This window comes from Cryobacterium adonitolivorans (assembly GCF_004402695.1).
In the GTDB taxonomy this organism is placed as follows: domain Bacteria; phylum Actinomycetota; class Actinomycetes; order Actinomycetales; family Microbacteriaceae; genus Cryobacterium; species Cryobacterium adonitolivorans.
Genome location: NZ_SOFL01000056.1, coordinates 22,931 through 38,669, shown reverse-complemented (window position 1 = coordinate 38,669; position 15,739 = coordinate 22,931). Strand labels below are relative to the sequence as shown.

The 15,739-nt window shown below is 68.5% G+C and carries 13 protein-coding genes; 9 read left to right on the top strand and 4 right to left on the bottom strand.

Annotated features, from left to right (window positions below; genetic code table 11):
- Nucleotides 1-35 precede the first annotated feature (35 nt).
- Entirely contained in the window at nucleotides 36-3,527 is a 3,492-nt protein-coding gene (gene rpoB / locus E3O42_RS16700; RefSeq protein WP_134455151.1) for a DNA-directed RNA polymerase subunit beta, read from the bottom strand.
- Between the two features lie 915 nt (nucleotides 3,528-4,442).
- Here rpoB and E3O42_RS16695 point away from each other — a divergent pair.
- The 4 genes from E3O42_RS16695 to E3O42_RS16680 all read left to right on the top strand — a co-directional run bounded on the left by E3O42_RS16695 (nucleotide 4,443) and on the right by E3O42_RS16680 (nucleotide 8,054).
- On the top strand, nucleotides 4,443-5,312 hold the full coding sequence (locus tag E3O42_RS16695; RefSeq protein ID WP_134455150.1) for a spermidine synthase: 870 nt from the start codon (nucleotides 4,443-4,445) through the stop codon (nucleotides 5,310-5,312).
- A gap of 94 nt (nucleotides 5,313-5,406) precedes the next feature.
- A complete protein-coding gene (locus E3O42_RS16690) occupies nucleotides 5,407-6,156 on the top strand; it encodes a hypothetical protein (RefSeq protein ID WP_241984895.1) in 750 nt (249 codons plus the stop codon).
- Between the two features lie 246 nt (nucleotides 6,157-6,402).
- The gene (locus E3O42_RS16685) at nucleotides 6,403-7,563 is read left to right on the top strand and encodes a PQQ-dependent sugar dehydrogenase (RefSeq protein ID WP_241984894.1); all 1,161 of its coding nucleotides are present in this window, start codon (nucleotides 6,403-6,405) and stop codon (nucleotides 7,561-7,563) included.
- Nucleotides 7,563-8,054, top strand: a complete 492-nt coding sequence (locus E3O42_RS16680; RefSeq protein WP_134455148.1) for a SprT-like domain-containing protein — start codon at nucleotides 7,563-7,565, stop codon at nucleotides 8,052-8,054. Before E3O42_RS16685 ends, E3O42_RS16680 begins: the two co-directional genes overlap by 1 nt.
- Before the next feature lie 149 nt (nucleotides 8,055-8,203).
- Here E3O42_RS16680 and E3O42_RS16675 read toward each other — a convergent pair whose 3' ends face one another.
- The 3 genes from E3O42_RS16675 to E3O42_RS16665 form a co-directional block, all read right to left on the bottom strand.
- Entirely contained in the window at nucleotides 8,204-8,758 is a 555-nt protein-coding gene (locus tag E3O42_RS16675) for a 2-phosphosulfolactate phosphatase (RefSeq protein WP_241984893.1), read from the bottom strand.
- A gap of 123 nt (nucleotides 8,759-8,881) precedes the next feature.
- The gene (locus E3O42_RS16670; RefSeq protein WP_134455144.1) at nucleotides 8,882-10,147 is read right to left on the bottom strand and encodes a hypothetical protein; all 1,266 of its coding nucleotides are present in this window, start codon (nucleotides 10,145-10,147) and stop codon (nucleotides 8,882-8,884) included.
- Nucleotides 10,148-10,255: 108 nt separating this feature from the next.
- Nucleotides 10,256-10,705, bottom strand: coding sequence for an EVE domain-containing protein (locus E3O42_RS16665; protein ID WP_241984892.1), 450 nt, complete (start codon nucleotides 10,703-10,705; stop codon nucleotides 10,256-10,258).
- 43 nt (nucleotides 10,706-10,748) lie between these two features.
- Here E3O42_RS16665 and E3O42_RS16660 point away from each other — a divergent pair, with 43 nt between their 5' ends.
- The 5 genes from E3O42_RS16660 to E3O42_RS16640 all read left to right on the top strand — a co-directional run bounded on the left by E3O42_RS16660 (nucleotide 10,749) and on the right by E3O42_RS16640 (nucleotide 15,565).
- Nucleotides 10,749-11,300, top strand: a complete 552-nt coding sequence (locus E3O42_RS16660) for a hypothetical protein (protein ID WP_174844287.1) — start codon at nucleotides 10,749-10,751, stop codon at nucleotides 11,298-11,300.
- Nucleotides 11,301-11,304: 4 nt separating this feature from the next.
- Nucleotides 11,305-11,940, top strand: a complete 636-nt coding sequence (locus E3O42_RS16655) for a DUF1684 domain-containing protein (RefSeq protein ID WP_134455142.1) — start codon at nucleotides 11,305-11,307, stop codon at nucleotides 11,938-11,940.
- Between the two features lie 315 nt (nucleotides 11,941-12,255).
- Nucleotides 12,256-13,800: a DEAD/DEAH box helicase gene (locus E3O42_RS16650; RefSeq protein ID WP_134455141.1), complete on the top strand. Its 1,545-nt coding sequence runs from the start codon at nucleotides 12,256-12,258 to the stop codon at nucleotides 13,798-13,800.
- A gap of 203 nt (nucleotides 13,801-14,003) precedes the next feature.
- Nucleotides 14,004-14,495: a GNAT family N-acetyltransferase gene (locus tag E3O42_RS16645; protein WP_134455139.1), complete on the top strand. Its 492-nt coding sequence runs from the start codon at nucleotides 14,004-14,006 to the stop codon at nucleotides 14,493-14,495.
- A gap of 101 nt (nucleotides 14,496-14,596) precedes the next feature.
- Entirely contained in the window at nucleotides 14,597-15,565 is a 969-nt protein-coding gene (locus E3O42_RS16640; RefSeq protein WP_134455137.1) for a nucleoside hydrolase, read from the top strand.
- Nucleotides 15,566-15,739 lie beyond the last annotated feature (174 nt).

Below are 15,739 nucleotides of genomic sequence, written 5' to 3'. Positions count from 1 at the left end.
TTGGAAAGTTTTCGAGTATTCGTCAGTGGCCAGGCTTAGATGTCGTCAATTGAAGACGACTCAAACCGGGTGGAAATGTTGATGCCCAGTTCCTCCGCTGCGCGGAAGACCTCGTCATCCGTGTCGCGCAGGCTGACTGCGGTTCCATCGGCCGAGAGCACCTCGACGTTCAGGCACAGCGACTGCATTTCCTTGATCAGAACCTTGAAGCTCTCGGGGATACCGGGTTCCTGAATGTTCTCGCCCTTGACGATGGCTTCGTACACCTTGACGCGGCCGAGGATGTCGTCCGACTTGATGGTCAGGAGTTCCTGCAGGGCGTAAGCGGCTCCATATGCTTCGAGCGCCCACACCTCCATCTCACCGAAACGCTGTCCACCGAACTGCGCCTTACCACCCAGCGGCTGCTGCGTGATCATGGAGTACGGACCCGTCGAGCGTGCGTGGATCTTGTCGTCGACAAGGTGGTGCAGCTTCAGGATGTACATGTATCCGACCGCGATGGGCATCGGGTACGGCTCGCCGGAGCGGCCGTCGAACAGCTGCGTCTTTCCGGTCGAGTCGATCAGGCGGTCGCCGTCGCGAGTCAGAGTCGTCGAGTCGAGCAGGCCGGCGATTTCCTCCTCGAGCGCGCCGTCGAATACCGGGGTCGCAACCTTGGTGTTCGGGGCGGCGCTGTGCGCGGCTTCGGGAAGACGGCCGGCCCACTTGGGCTTGCCCTCAACCTGCCAGCCCTGCTTGGCGATCCACCCGAGGTGGGTCTCCAGCACCTGACCGAAGTTCATGCGACCGGGGATACCCAGCGGGTTGAGGATGATGTCAACCGGGGTTCCGTCAGCGAGGAACGGCATGTCCTCGACCGGCAGGATCTTGGAGATGACACCCTTGTTGCCGTGACGACCGGCGAGCTTGTCACCCTCGGTGATCTTGCGCTTCTGGGCGATGAAGACGACAACACGCTGGTTGACGCCCGAGCCGAGCTCGTCGTCGCCATCCTGCGAGTCGAAGACCTTGACACCGATGATGGTGCCACGCTCACCGTGGGGAACCTTGAGGCTCGTGTCGCGAACTTCGCGGCTCTTCTCGTTGAAGATCGCACGCAGCAGGCGCTCCTCGGCGGAAAGCTCGGTCTCGCCCTTCGGCGTGACCTTGCCCACGAGGATGTCGCCGGGGCGAACCTCGGCGCCGATGCGGATGATGCCACGCTCGTCCAGGTCTGCAAGCAGGTCCGGGGAGACGTTGGGCAGGTCGCGAGTGATCTCTTCCTTGCCCAGCTTGGTGTCGCGCGCATCCACTTCGTACTCTTCGATGTGAATCGAGGAGAGAACGTCGTCCTTCACCAGGTTCTGGCTCAGGATGATGGCGTCCTCGAAGTTGTGACCCTCCCATGACATGAATGCCACGAGGAGGTTCTTTCCGAGTGCGAGCTCACCGTTGTCGGTAGCGGGACCATCGGCGATGACCTCGCCGGCCTCGATACGCTCGCCGGCGTTGACGATGACGCGGTGGTTGTAGCTGGTGCCCTGGTTGGAGCGGCTGAACTTGCGCAGGTAGTAGTCCTGGGTTCCGCCCTCGTCGAGCTGGATGGTGACGACGTCAGCCGACACCTCCATGACCACACCGGCCTTCTGCGCGGTGAGCACATCACCGGCGTCGATGGCCGCGAAGCCCTCCATACCGGTTCCGACCAGCGGGCTGTCGCTGAGCAGCAGCGGCACAGCCTGGCGCTGCATGTTGGCACCCATGAGTGCGCGGTTAGCATCGTCGTGCTCGAGGAAGGGGATGAGCGAGGTCGCGACGGACACCATCTGGCGCGGCGAGACATCCATGTAGCCGATGTCTTCTGCGGGGAAGAGGTCAACCTCTCCACCCTTCTTACGCGCGAGAACACGGGTCTCGGCGAAGCGGGCGGCCTTGGTCAGCGGGGCGTTGGCCTGCGCGACGATGTACTCGTCTTCCTCACTTGCGGTGAGGTAGTCGATCGTCGTGGAGACGACACCGTCGATGACGCGACGGTACGGGGTCTCGATGAAACCGAAGGCGTTGATCCGCGCGAACGAGGCGAGCGAACCGATCAGGCCGATGTTCGGGCCTTCCGGGGTTTCAATCGGGCACATGCGGCCGTAGTGCGACGGGTGAACGTCTCGCACCTCGACACCGGCACGGTCACGGGACAGACCACCCGGGCCCAGCGCGGACAGGCGACGCTTGTGCGTCAGTCCTGCGAGCGGGTTGTTCTGGTCCATGAACTGCGACAGCTGGCTGGTACCGAAGAACTCCTTGATCGCGGCGACGACGGGGCGCACGTTGATCAGGGTCTGCGGGGTGATCGCTTCGATGTCCTGCGTGGTCATGCGCTCGCGAACGACGCGCTCCATGCGGGACAGGCCGGTGCGAACCTGGTTCTGGATGAGCTCGCCGACGGCGCGGATACGACGGTTACCGAAGTGGTCGATGTCGTCGATGTCGATGCGGATGTCGGTCTCGACGCCGTCGCGGGTGCCGCGGATCGTGGTCTGGTTGTCGTGCAGGGCAACCAGGTACTTGATCGTGGCCAGGATGTCCTGGAGCGTGAGCACGGAGTCGGTGAGCGGCGCCTCCAGGCCCAGCTTGCGGTTGATCTTGTAACGACCAACCTTGGCCAGGTCGTAGCGCTTGGAGTTGAAGAAGAAGTTGTCCAGCAGCGCACGCGCGGCCTCGGCGGCAACCTGTTCTCCCGGGCGGAGCTTGCGGTAGATGTCCTTGAGGGCTTCTTCCTTGGTGAGGATGTTGTCCTTCTCAAGGGTGAGCTCGATGGACGCGAAGCCCTTGAACTCCTCGAGGATCTCTTCGGAGGTGAGTCCGAGGGCCTTGAGGAACACCGTGACGGACTGCTTGCGCTTGCGGTCGATGCGAACGCCGACCTGGTCGCGCTTGTCGATCTCGAATTCGAGCCAGGCACCACGGCTCGGGATGACGCGGGCGGAGTAGATGTCCTTGTCGGAGGTCTTCTCCTGTTCGCGGTTGAAGTACACACCGGGCGAACGCACCAGCTGCGACACGACGACACGCTCGGTGCCGTTGATCACGAAGGTGCCCTTCGGGGTCATCAGCGGGAAGTCGCCCATGAACACGGTCTGGGTCTTGATCTCACCGGTGAGGTGGTTCATGAACTCAGCGTTCACATACAACGGTGCGGAGTAGGTCTTGCCCTTTTCCTTGCACTCGTCGATGGTGTACTTCTCCGGCTCGAGCTCCGGGTTGGTGAAGGACAGCTGCATCGTTTCGCTAAGGTCCTCGATCGGAGAGATCTCCTCGAAGATCTCGTCGAGGCCGGTGCGAGCGTTCAGGTCGTTACGACCGGCGGCCTGGGCCTCGGCGAGGCGTGCTTTCCAGATGTCGTTGCCGACGAGCCAGTCAAAGCTCTCGGTCTGCAAAGCCAGCAGATCGGGAACCGTGAGGTTGTCAGAAATCTTTGCGAACGAAAGACGGCCAGCGGCTCGTCCGTTCTTGGGTGAATTGGTGGTTGCGTTGCGCGCAGCAGCCAAGGAAGTAACCTCCGTGGACCCCGTCAGGTCTAATCACTGTTAGTAATTTGGTATGGACTCCGCAGATCCTGGGCGGGGATGTCCATCCGCGATATGAGGACATCCGGCTCAGAAATGTGCTGCAAGGTGGCTTGAGCACGCAAAGCCGACCGCAATATGAAGGCAGAGTTAAATCTGGGAGCGCAAAGGTCAACTATATGCCGTTATTGCGCCCGTGTCTACTGGAATGTTGACCTTGGCCAAATTCTCAGGTATAACCCGGTTTTTCCGGCCGGCTGGAGCGGCGGGGCGGGGTGTTGAATTGCTCCATTGTGCCTCATCCGGTGGCCTCGTGCGTTCATTGGGCGCGTGTGTCGGAATGGGTTCGTCCTGCGCTGGTTGAGTCCTCCTCCGCTGGTTGAGCTCCTCTCCGCTGGTTGAGCCTGTCGAAACCAGGCATCCGCTGGTTGAGCCTGTCGAAACCACGCATCCGCTGGTTGAGCTTGTCGAAACCACGCGAGCCGACCCATAGTCGCATTCTCGAATCGTCTCGAGGGGACAGGTGCGGCCCGTTGCGCGCGCGGACGCGGGCCCCACGTGACCACTCGTCGCACAGCCCGTCGCCGAGTGGGCAGTTCGGGCCCGTTGCGAGCGGATGCACAGGCCCCAAGTGGCTTCTCGGCGGGAGCCTGGCCGCCCAAAGGGCGGCCGCATCGTTGACTGCGGGCCGGCAGTTTCGCGAATTGCTTCAGTTCGCCCCTTCAACGCGCACCAAGGGGACTTTCGGCGCAAGTCGATGGCGCGGCTGTCGGTGACTCGCCGCAGAGTGCCCCCTCCACGCCTGCGATGGGTGCTGTTGGCGCAAGCCGGCGAACGGATGCGCCGGGCTCAGCGGCCGTGAGGCGGGGCGGGCGGTGGGGCTGTCAGACTGGGGGGATGAGCAGGGGCGAGCACGAACATCCGACGATCACGCTGAAACTGAGCGGGCACCAGGCCGTCATCGAGCCTGACCGGTTCACGCCGGGCAGCTACCAGCTGGTGGTGGACGGCACGCCGCAGTCGCACGTGAACATCGACAACCCCGACGAGCTGTTCTTCGAGTACATCCAGCGCATCGGGCACGTCATCGACCTGATCGGCGACCCGGGCGAGGCCATCACCGCCGTGCACCTGGGTGCCGGCGCGCTCACCCTGCCCCGGTATGTGGAGGCAACCCGGCCCGGATCCCGGCAGCAGGTGGTGGAGATCGAGAGCGACCTCATCGACTTCGTCCGCGCCGAACTGCCCTGGGACAAACGCGCCAACCTGCGCGTGCGGCACGGCGACGCTCGCGAGGTGCTCGGCAAGCTGCCCGCCGGGCTACACGGTGCGGTGGACCTCGTGGTCGTCGACATCTTCTCCGGCGCCCGCACCCCCGCGCACGTGACCAGCCGGGAGTTCTACGAGCTGGCCGCTCCCTTACTCTCGCCGCGCGGCGTGCTCGCCGTGAACGTGGCGGATGGGCCGGGCCTCGCGTTCGCCCGCACCCAGGCCGCCACACTGTCGGCGGTGTTCGGGCACGTCATCGGCCTGGCCGAGACGCAGGTGCTCAAGGGACGCCGGTTCGGCAACATCGTCTTCGTCGCCGCGCACACCCCGCTCGACCTGCACTGGGCGCCGCGGCTGCTGGCCGGCGGACCGCATCCGGCCAAGGTGGTCGAGGGCGCCGAGCTGGCCCAGTTCATGTCCGCCGCGTCGGTGTCCACGGATGCCACGGCCACGCCGTCGCCGCTGCCCGGCCGCACGGTGTTCCAGATCGGCAACTGAGAGCTCCTCCCCGAGGCAATTTGAGCTCCTCCCTGGGGCAACTGTTTCCCGGTGCGGACGATTGGTCCCGGCGCACCGGACGCAGAAGTCCGCATTGGCAACAGTTGTACGGACTGAGGCGCTGCGGGATGCGGCGCAACACGCCCGGCGGCCGCAGCGCGCATCCGCTCACCGGGGGCCGGGAACGGGCCGCCGGGACCGGAAAGCTCGCGGCACACCCCCAAGCGGGCGTCAGCGCCTCGCCGCCGGGGTTACTCTGGAGGGGAACCCGACCTCCCCCGCGGCTCCCCTCGGCCGCCCTGTCAAGGACATCATCCTGACCATCATCACTGGCTACGACGCCGTTTCCCTCCGGGAAAAAGTCGACCTCCCTGCCGCCGCAGAACGTCTCGACGACCTCGGCCAACTCCGCAGCCTCTCGGCACTCAATGAGAAGGTCACCCTGCTGCGCCTGCTCGACCGCCTCGACGAGGCATTCGAGATCGCCAACCAGGCGTTGCGCCAGGCCCGGTTCACCGGCGACCGGCAGGACTTCGTGCTGTGCCGCATCCGCCGTGCCCAGGTGATGCAGTTCCAGGCCAAGCTCGAGGAGGCCGCGTCGGAACTGACCCAGTGCGTGCTCGAGTCGGAGACGCACGAGTGGAACCTCACCGCCGCGTTCGCCCGGGAGACCCGCGGCAAGGTTCACTTCGAACAGGACGACCTCGAGGGCGCCCTGGCCGACTTCACCGCCGCGGTGTTCCTGCGCGACAGGTCCGGCGCCTCGCCCGACGAGCTCGAGAGCGCCCTGATCGCCGTGGCCGTCGTGGAGTCCTTCATCGGAGAGCGCCGCGCCCTGCGCTGAGACCTCGGCGCGATCCCCGGCACGCAGCTGGGGGGCAAGGTGGCGTTGTGCGGGTCAGGCGCCGTTATGCGGGTGGCGCGCCACCCGCATAACGGCGCCCAGCCCGCGCAGCGGCATCCGGCGGCGCCAGCGCGGCATCGCTACGGGTCGGCGCGACGCCCCGGTGACGAGCCCCGGCACCCTCTGCTTGGGGCCCCAGCACGGATATGACCAATTCCAACACTTTCGTGGCATTCTGCAGGAGATATGCATCACAGACGGGTTTGGGGCGGCGTGGTCGCCGCGGGCATGGTGACGCTGTTGTGCGCCTGCACGGCGACCGCTCCCCTGCCCACCGCCAGCACCAGCACCCCGGCGCGGCCCGCGCCGGCCGCGACCACACCGGCAACGGATGCGTCGCCCGTGCCGGTTCGCCCGCTGGGTGAGCCCGTCGTGATCGCGGAGGGGCTTGACGCCCCATGGTCGATCTTGCGGTTGCCCAGCGGCGCCACCCTGATCAGCGAACGCGACACCGCTCTAGTGCGCGAGTTACTGCCGGACGGCAGCCTGCGCGACGCCGGCACCATCGACGGGGTCGAACCGACGGGCGAGGGCGGGTTGCTCGGCCTGGCTATCCTGGCCGCCGGCGACGCCGAGGCAAACCCGGCCACCCCCGATGCCGGCTGGGTCTACGCGTACTTCACCGCCGCATCCGACAACCGCATCGTGCGGATGCCGCTGACCGGCACCGCGGGCAACCTCGGCCTGGGCGACCCGGAGCCAGTGCTCAGCGGCATCCCCGCGGCCGGCAACCACAACGGCGGGCGCATCGGGTTCGGGCCGGACGGCCTGCTCTACGCCACCGCGGGCGACGCGGGCGAGTCCGACAATGCTCAGGACCTCGGGTCGCTGGGCGGCAAGATCCTGCGCATGACCCCCACCGGAGAGGCCCCGGCCGACAACCCGTTCGGCAGCCTCGTCTACTCCTACGGGCACCGCAATCCGCAGGGCATCGCCTGGGACTCGTCCGGGCAGCTCTGGGCCAGCGAATTCGGCCAGAACACCTGGGACGAGCTCAACCTGATCACCGCCGGCGGCAACTACGGCTGGCCGGAGGTGGAGGGCGCCGGCGGCGGGGCCGGCTTCATCGACCCCGTGCAGCAATGGTCCACCGACGAGGCGAGTCCGAGCGGGCTGGCCATCGTGAACGACACGCTGTTTCTGGCCGCGCTGCGCGGCGAGCGGCTCTGGCGCATCGATCCCTCCACAGGCACCGTCGACGACTGGTTTGTGAACAGCTTCGGGCGGCTGCGCGATTTGGTGTCCGGCCCGGATGGCACACTGTGGTTCGTGAGCAACAATACGGATGGCCGCGGCACCCCCGCCCCCGGCGACGACCGTCTCTACCAGGTGCAGGTGGGGCCCTGATGTCCGACCTCCTGCGGGTGCGCCGCTGGGCCGACGCGCTGATCACCCTGCACCTTGACCCGAGCTGGTCCTTCGACTTCGACAACGCCAAGAAGCGCGCCGGGCTGTGCAACTTCACCGCCAAGAAGATCACCGTGTCAAGGTATCTGGCCGCCCGGTACGGCGATGACGAGATCCACCAGATCCTGCTGCACGAGGTGGCGCACGCCCTGGCCGGCGCCCGGGCCGGGCACGGCCCTGTCTGGCGAGGCGTGGCCCTCGGGCTCGGTTACGACGGCAAACGCACCCACGACGGCGAGATCGCCGACGACCTGGCGCCCTGGGTGGGCACCTGCACCGCCGGCCACACCCACTACCGGTACCGGCAGCCCACCCGTCCGCTGGCCTGCGGCCTGTGCGGGCGCGGCTTCACCGCCGCGCACGTGATCACCTGGACTCGGCGCGAGATCACCCCGGCCGCCCGCCGCCGGGCCGCCGCCGCCGCCCGCTGACCCTTCGCGCGCCGCCTGGTGTTACCCGATCGGACGGGGGTCGGGGTGGCCGGAACATCCGCTACCTGGTTCGCGGGGATGTCGGCGTACGGTCGTCAAGTCACTGACCCTGACACCCCTGGCCGTCGCGGCCCTGGAGCGGCAGTAGCTCAGGCGGCGAAGGTGAAGTCGGTGACGACGGCCACCGCGCCATCCGTTGCCGGGGCCAGCGCGGCGACGACGGCTGCGGCCCGGCCGTCGTCGCCGAGGGCCTGGCCGGTTTCGGAGGCCGTGACGAGGTGCTTCACGGCGCGTTTAAGGCCCACGTAGCTCGCGGCTGCGGCGGCGGCTTCGGGCGAGCAGTGGTCGATGCCGCGTTCGGCGAGAGCGTCGATCACGGCGCCGGCCACGAGCAGGTCTTCCATGGCGAAGCGGATGGTGCCGTCGGCGCGACGCTCCCCCACCGCGACGACCGCCACCGAGAAACAGTCACCCTTCTCGGCCTGTCGGGCCAGTGCCCAGTCGGCCACCAGGGTGCTCGTGGCGAGGTCGGCGACGATCACGGTGTGCGCGCCCAGCGCCGTGGGAAAACCGCGCGTGGCATCCACTGCGGGAAGGGCGTCGGCCAGCACGACCACGTCGGCCTCGGCGGCGAGAGCCTGAAACCCGGCAACTCCCCAGTCGAATCGGACCTGGTACTTGATCTGGGGCTCGGCGTCGCTCACCCGCTCAGGATACCGGGCGGGGTGCGCACGTTCACCCGAGATGCCCCGGTGCGGACGAGCTGCCCTCGCGCACCGGGGCATCTCGACCGCAGGTGGGCAACTCGGCGGAGACAGGCGGGCGGCTCAGCGGGCGTCGTAGTGGGCGAGGGCGTCGGCGTCGGTCGTGTGGGTCATGGCCCGGCGGGCGGCGTCGAGCGCGGTGACCGGGTCGGCTTCGGCCTCCGCGAGGGCGAGCTGGCGTTCGGCCTCGGCCAGGCGGGTGCGGGCGTCGGCGCCGACCCGGCCGCGGTTGGCGGTGATGAAGTCGCGGGTGATGCCGATCTGGCTGCGTGCGGCCAGCCGGGCGCCCACGTACGCCTCGCGGGCGTTGTCGAGGCGCAACTGCCGGTTGCGGGCCTCGGAGCGGGTGACGTCGAGGCCGTCGAGGGCCTCGCGCAATCGGGCGACGTCGGCGGACGGGTCGCTCACCCGGCCCGGGCGGCGCAGCTCGGCGACCACGGTGTCGGCGGTGGCGATCACCCGGTTGAGGTCGGCGCTGGCGTCGGACTCCTCGTGCCCGTCGCGCAGGGCGCGCGCCTCGGCGAGTTCGGTCTCGGCCGCGGCGAGGGCCGTGCCCAGGCTGGCGAAACACACGTGCAGCTCGTCTTCACCGGTTTCGATGGCGTCCAGCAGCGCGGTCGCGGTGAACAGGGCCTGCTCTGCGGCGCTGACCTGCTCGCCGACGGGCTCCGTGGCCCCGGCGGCCAGGCGCGCGTCGGCGGCATCCGCGGCCCGGCGGCCCGCGTCGATGGCGGTGCGAGCGCGTTCGACGTTGCCACTGATCGAGGCGAGCGCCGACGCGGAGTAGCTGGTGGCGAGGCGGTCGAGGGTGGCGGCGCCGCCGGCCAGCCGGTCGGTGGCCCGGTCGAGGCGACGGCGCAGTCGTTCGAGTTGCAGCGGAGCGTTCTGCTCGACGACCCGTTTGGTGTCGAAGTCGCGGGTCTGCGCGTCGAGGCGGGCGGTGGCCTCGTCGGCGAGGCGGGTGATCTGCTCGGTCCACTGGCGAATCTGGCTGTCGGTGTCCGGCTCGCCGTCGTCGAGCTTCTGCTTGAGCGCGAACGCCTCGCGCAGTTGGCGTTTGGACACGGTGAGAGCGTCGGCGAAGTCGGCGGTGGCTCGCTCGCCGAACTGAGCGATGGCGAAACCGAGCTCGTCCGTGGCGGCCTCGATGAGGTCATCCGCCCGCACCAGGCTGATCGCCGCGGCGCGCGCCCGCTGGGTGATTTCGGCTTTCTCGGCCGCCCGGATACCACGGGCCTTGCGCCGGGATGCGGTCACCAGCAGCGCGATCACACCCACGACGATGCCGAGGACCACGACGGAGGGCAGCCACCACAGAGCATCGGTCATGCCGCCATCCTATTGACCGAAGCTGGCCGGTCTGGCGCGAGTTGCCCCGCTGCGGACGAGGTGCCCCGATACGCCGGGGCAGCTCGTCCGGAAGGGGGCAACTCGGCGTTAGGAGCGGCGGCGGTCGTCGGCGCTGGGCCGGCGCATTTGCGCGCGGATCAGCTCGAAGTCGTGCCGGCTGATCTCCAGCAGGCCCCGGCGCAGCTTCAGGCCCCAGTCGCGGTCGTCGCGGGTGAGGTCGAGCACCTTCAGCAACGGCCGGATCGACGCGGGCTCGGCAGCCGGGTCGTACTGCACCCGCCGCCGCCAGGGCCGGTACTCGCTGCCGGAGTCGCCCACCTGCACCACCACGTTGTCGCTCACGTAGCCGATCGCGGTGAACTGTCGCAGCCGTTCCCCCTCGAACTCGGTCTTGGGCGAGTAGTAGACGAGCCCGTCGGACTCGTTCATGCTCTCGAGGATCTCGCGGGCGGCGTGGTTCATCTGCGCCAGGCCCATGGCGACGCTGCGCTGCACATACTCCTGCTGCACCACCCCGAGCCAGTACCGAATCGCCACGTACTAGTTGTACTGTATCGTTCCGACAGCACAGACTGAGGGCATGCGCGTACTGCTGAAAGAAATCCTCGACTGCACCCCGGATGCCGCCTGGCGGGCCCTGGCCAGCCCCACGGTGTTCCGCGAGGTCAGCGGTCCGCTGATGAGCATCGCCTCCCTCGAAAAAGATGGCTTCCCCACCCGCTGGACGCCGGGCGAGCATCCGGTGACCATGAGCGGTCTGGGCCTGGTGCCGCTGGGCGAGCAGATGATCCGGCTCGAGATGCGCACCACCAAGACGGGCGTGCGCATCGTGCACGACACCGGCAACGGCGTCTCCGGCGCGATGAAAGCCGTCACGCACTGGGACCACAGCATGGCCATCTCCGCCGACCCCGCTGGCACCGGCAAGACCCTCTACCGCGACCAGCTGATCTTCTCCGCCGGCCCGGCGACCCTCGCGGTGTGGCCCGGCCTGTGGGCGTTCTGGCAACTGCGGATGCTTCGGCTGAAGGCCCTGGCGCCCACCTGGCAGTACGACCTAGGAGCAGACGATCCCGCATTCGTGGCTGCGGGCGCGGCCGAGGGCCCCGACGGGGACGACGGGCTAGCCTGACACTATGAGCACAACCATCGGAGCCCTGCAGATCGCCGACTGGCGCCGGCGTGTCTTCGGGCTCTACGGCGGCGTGCGCCAACTGAGCGCGCGCAACCCGTCCGCCGGCCACGAACTCTGGCGCTCCGGACGCGACGAACTCTTCGCCGGGCATCCGGCATCGCCGCTGCTGCCGGACGACCGGGCCGCGTTCACCGGCCTCACCGTCGCCGCGTACGACCCGGACTGGCGCTTCGAGGTGGAGGTGCACCGTGCCCCGGAACCGCACCGCATCAAGGTGGAGACCGGCACCGACGGTGTCGTGCCGTTCGACCTCGTCGGCTCCGTGCGGCTGCCCTACATCGGCTCCCTCGACGTCTGGCGGCTCGCCAGTTACGGCGGCGGCCTGTTCCTGCCGCTGAAAGACGCCCTGGCCGGCAAGTCCGGCGGCACCTACGGCGGCGGCCGTTACCTGCTGGACACCATCAAGGGCGCCGACCTCGGCCCGGGCACCGGCGACGACAGCCTGATCCTGGACTTCAACTTCGCCTACAACCCGTCCTGCGCGTACGACCCGATGTGGGCCTGCCCGCTGCCGCAGGCCGGCAACATCGTCACCATCGAGGTGCCGGTCGGCGAACTGTACCTGCCCAGAAACTAGAGTCGAAAGTCCCGGTCGCCGCTAATTAAGGCTGGATTCTGGCTGCGCGCTTGACAGCATCCGCTAGAGTAGGGGTACTTGTGAGTGCGTAGTTGCGCTCACTGCGTCGTAGAACGCCCTCTTCTTATCGATGGCCGCCTCGCCCGAGTATGACTCGTACGAGATCGCAGCCCACTCGATTTTTCGAATGACACTTTCTTACGGCGAACGGATGTGCCCATCGGCACCTTCGCCATGTGAATCCTCCTGGCTCCGGCCGTCGCTTTGTGCGTCACCGGTTCGAGCGAGGAGACTGATGCCCTGAAAGGCACCACTTTGTCTGAAACTTCCTTTGGCGCGCTTGGCGTGCCCGCTCCCCTCGTTGCCGTGCTCACCTCGCAGGGCATCGACAGCCCGTTCCCGATCCAGGTCGACACCCTGCCCGACACCCTCAAGGGCCGCGACGTCCTCGGCCGCGGCAAGACCGGCTCGGGCAAGACCCTGGCCTTCTCCATCCCGATGGTGTCCCGCCTCGGCGGCAAGCTCGCCGGCGGCAAGCGCCGCCCGGGCCGCCCGCTCGGCCTGATCCTCGCGCCGACCCGCGAGCTGGCCACCCAGATCACCGCAGCGCTCACCCCCCTCGCCGAGGCCTACGGCCTGAACACCACCACCATCTTCGGCGGCGTCTCGCAGAACCGTCAGGTCGCCGCGCTCAAGGCCGGCGTCGACATCGTCGTGGCCTGCCCCGGCCGCCTCGAGGACCTCATGAAGCAGGGCTTCGTGAACCTCGACTCCGTCGAGATCACCGTGCTCGACGAGGCCGACCACATGGCCGACCTGGGCTTCCTGCCCGTCGTCACGCGCATCCTGGACAAGACCCCGTCCAGCGGCCAGCGCCTGCTGTTCTCCGCCACGCTCGACAACGGCGTGGACAAGATCGTGCGCCGGTTCCTGCACAACGAGGTTCTGCACTCCGTTGACGAGGCCACCAGCCACGTCTCCGCGATGACCCACCACGTGTTCGAGGTCGACACCGCCGAATCGAAGAAGGAACTCATCGAGAAGCTCGCTTCGGGAACCGGCCGCCGCATCCTGTTCATGCGCACCAAGCACCACGCTAAGAAGCTGGCCAAGGCGCTCACCGATGCGGGCATCCCCTCCGTGGACCTGCACGGCAACCTGTCGCAGGTGGCCCGTGACCGCAACCTCGCCGCGTTCAGCGCCGGCGACGTGAAGGTGCTCGTCGCCACCGACGTTGCCGCCCGTGGCGTGCACGTCGATGACATCGAACTCGTCATCCACGTGGACCCGCCCGCAGAGCACAAGGCGTACCTGCACCGTTCGGGCCGCACCGCCCGTGCCGGCAGCGCCGGTGACGTCGTCACCATCGTGCTGCCCGCACAGAAGCGCGACACCGACCAGCTGCTGCGCAAGGCCGCCATCACGGTGACCCCGCAGCGTGTCAACGCGTCGTCGCCCGCCGTGATCACCCTCACCGGTGACGTGGCCGCATACGTCAAGCCGGTGCCGCGTGTCGAGCAGCAGCAGGGCCAGTCGCAGGGCGGCCGCTCGCAGGGCGCCAACGCCCAGCGTAAGCGCGTCAACCGTGACGACCGTGACAACGGCGGCCGCGGTTCGCGCGACGCCGGTGGCCGTGGCGGCCGCAGCGGCGATGCCGTTGCCGCCGGTGGCGCTCGTCGCGACCGCACCGAGCGTCCGGCCTCGTCCGGCCGCAGCCACGCGCCCCGCACGGGCGGTTCGGGTTCGGGCACCGGCGGTTCCGGCCGTTCCGGCGGCCTGCAGGTCGGCGGACTGGTGCGCGGCTCCGGTTCCACCGGCGGCGGCGCCCGCCGCTCGGCTCCGCGCCGCGCGCAGGGCTAGTCAACCCGCAGCATCCGCTCAGCACCACCCGAAACGGGCCGGCTCCTCCAGGAGCCGGCCCGTTTCGTCCTTCCGGAGGCGCCGCGGGCCGCAAGGCGGGTCAGGCGCCGCTGCGCGGGTGGCGCGCCAGGCGCATAGGGGCGCCTGACCCGCATAGCTCGGCGTGGTCAGGCGGGGTCGGCGGGCGGGGTTATGGTCGAGGTATGAACACCACCGTTGTTGTTCGGCCCGTCACCGAGACGGATGCCGACAGCCTGGGCCGCATCCACGCGACTTGCTGGCACGAATCCTATGACCACATCCTGAGCCAGGCTGCGCTGTCGCAACTGCACCCAGAACGCCTCGCCCAAATGTGGCGCCGTTTCTCGGTGCAGGGCCCCGGCTACCGCCACGTCGTGGCCGAACTCGACGGCGAGATCGTCGGTTTCGCCGGCAGCGGCCCCGGCCGCGACGCCGGCCGGCCCACCGAGCACGAGCTTTACTTCGTCTACCTGTTGCAGGCCCACCAGGGTTCCGGCATCGGCCAGGCACTCTTCGACGCCGTCGTCGATCCCGGCCCCACCTACCTCTGGGTCGCCGCGGACAACCCCCGCGCGCACCGGTTCTACGCCCGCAACGGCTACCTGCCCGACGGCCAGGAGCGCACCGAAGAGGTCCTCGGCGAACCGTTCCGCGAGGTGCGCCTCGAGCGCTAGCCTCGCTCGTTCACCCCGGCCCCGAGCCGAGCCCGATCCCGCCCAGCGGGGTCGGGCTTTTGCGCCCCCGGCCGCGACGCCCGACACCGTAAAATCGACGGATGCCCACGATCCCCGTTCTCCTCGACGTCGACACCGGCGTCGATGACGCCCTCGCCATCCTGTTCGCCGTCGCCCACCCCGACATCGAGGTGCTCGGCATCAGCTGTGTCGCCGGCAACGCCTCGCTCGAGCGGGTCGTGGAGAACACCCTGCGGATCCTCGACGTCGCCGGCGCCCCCGACATCCCCGTGGCCGCCGGCGCCCGCCGCCCGCTGATCTCACCTGCCCGCAGCGCGTCGCACGTGCACGGCGAGGGCGGGCTGGGCACCGTGCATCTGCCGCCGTGCGAGCGCACGCCCGCCCCGGTCAACGCCGTGGAGCTTATGCGCCGGCTCATCACCGAGAGCCAACGCCCGGTGACCGTGGTGGCCCTGGCCCCGCAGACCAACCTGGCGCTGCTGCTGCGCCAGTACCCCGACCTCGCCGAGAACATCGAACGGATCGTGTTCATGGGTGGCTCGGCCAGCGTGGGCAACGCCACCGCCGTGGCCGAGTTCAATGTGTGGCACGACCCCGAGGCGGCCGCGATCGTGCTCGACGCGGGCATCCCCACCTTCATGTACGGGTTGGATGTCTTCAACCAGGTGAGCGTGGACCGCGACGTGGCCACCGCGCTGGAGACCGGCGACTCCGGCTACGGACGGGTGGTGGGAGCGCTGCTGGCGAACCGGGTGGCCCGCAGCGAGAACAGCGCGGCCGAGTACACCGGGTTGATCGGTGACGCGGGAGCGCTCTGCGCTCTGGTCGACCCGGATGCGCTGACCACCCGGCTGATGCCCGTGCGGGTGGAGCTCACCGGGTACGGCCGGGGCCAGACCATCGTGGACCAGCGCCGCCGGGTGGGCGAAGACATCCTGCACGGCACGGCCGGCAGCTGGGAGGTCGTGGAGGTGGCGCTGGACGTGGACGCCCCGCGCTTCGCGCGCCTGTTCCTCGACACCCTGAGCCTGTCCCCCCTCGCGAACTGAGAGAAAAGCCCCAAAAACTCGCCCGCGAAGGTGCTCAACTCACAGCTCGCGGAAGGGGCGCACGCGCATCTCTCGCGAGCTGTGAGAAAAGCCCCAGGATTCGGCGCGCGGAGGTGCTTAAGTCACAGCTCGCGGATGCCGGTGAGCGGGTGAGCGCGGATGCGGGTGAGCGCG

Coding starts and splice junctions, on each gene's coding strand:
- E3O42_RS16660 (WP_174844287.1), top strand. CDS start 10,749: ATGCGCGTACTGCTGAAAGAAATCCTCGACTGCACCCCGGATGCCGCC.
- E3O42_RS16645 (WP_134455139.1), top strand. CDS start 14,004: ATGAACACCACCGTTGTTGTTCGGCCCGTCACCGAGACGGATGCCGAC.
- E3O42_RS16655 (WP_134455142.1), top strand. CDS start 11,305: ATGAGCACAACCATCGGAGCCCTGCAGATCGCCGACTGGCGCCGGCGT.
- E3O42_RS16680 (WP_134455148.1), top strand. CDS start 7,563: ATGTCCGACCTCCTGCGGGTGCGCCGCTGGGCCGACGCGCTGATCACC.
- E3O42_RS16640 (WP_134455137.1), top strand. CDS start 14,597: ATGCCCACGATCCCCGTTCTCCTCGACGTCGACACCGGCGTCGATGAC.
- E3O42_RS16695 (WP_134455150.1), top strand. CDS start 4,443: ATGAGCAGGGGCGAGCACGAACATCCGACGATCACGCTGAAACTGAGC.
- E3O42_RS16685 (WP_241984894.1), top strand. CDS start 6,403: ATGCATCACAGACGGGTTTGGGGCGGCGTGGTCGCCGCGGGCATGGTG.
- E3O42_RS16670 (WP_134455144.1), bottom strand. CDS start 10,147: ATGACCGATGCTCTGTGGTGGCTGCCCTCCGTCGTGGTCCTCGGCATC.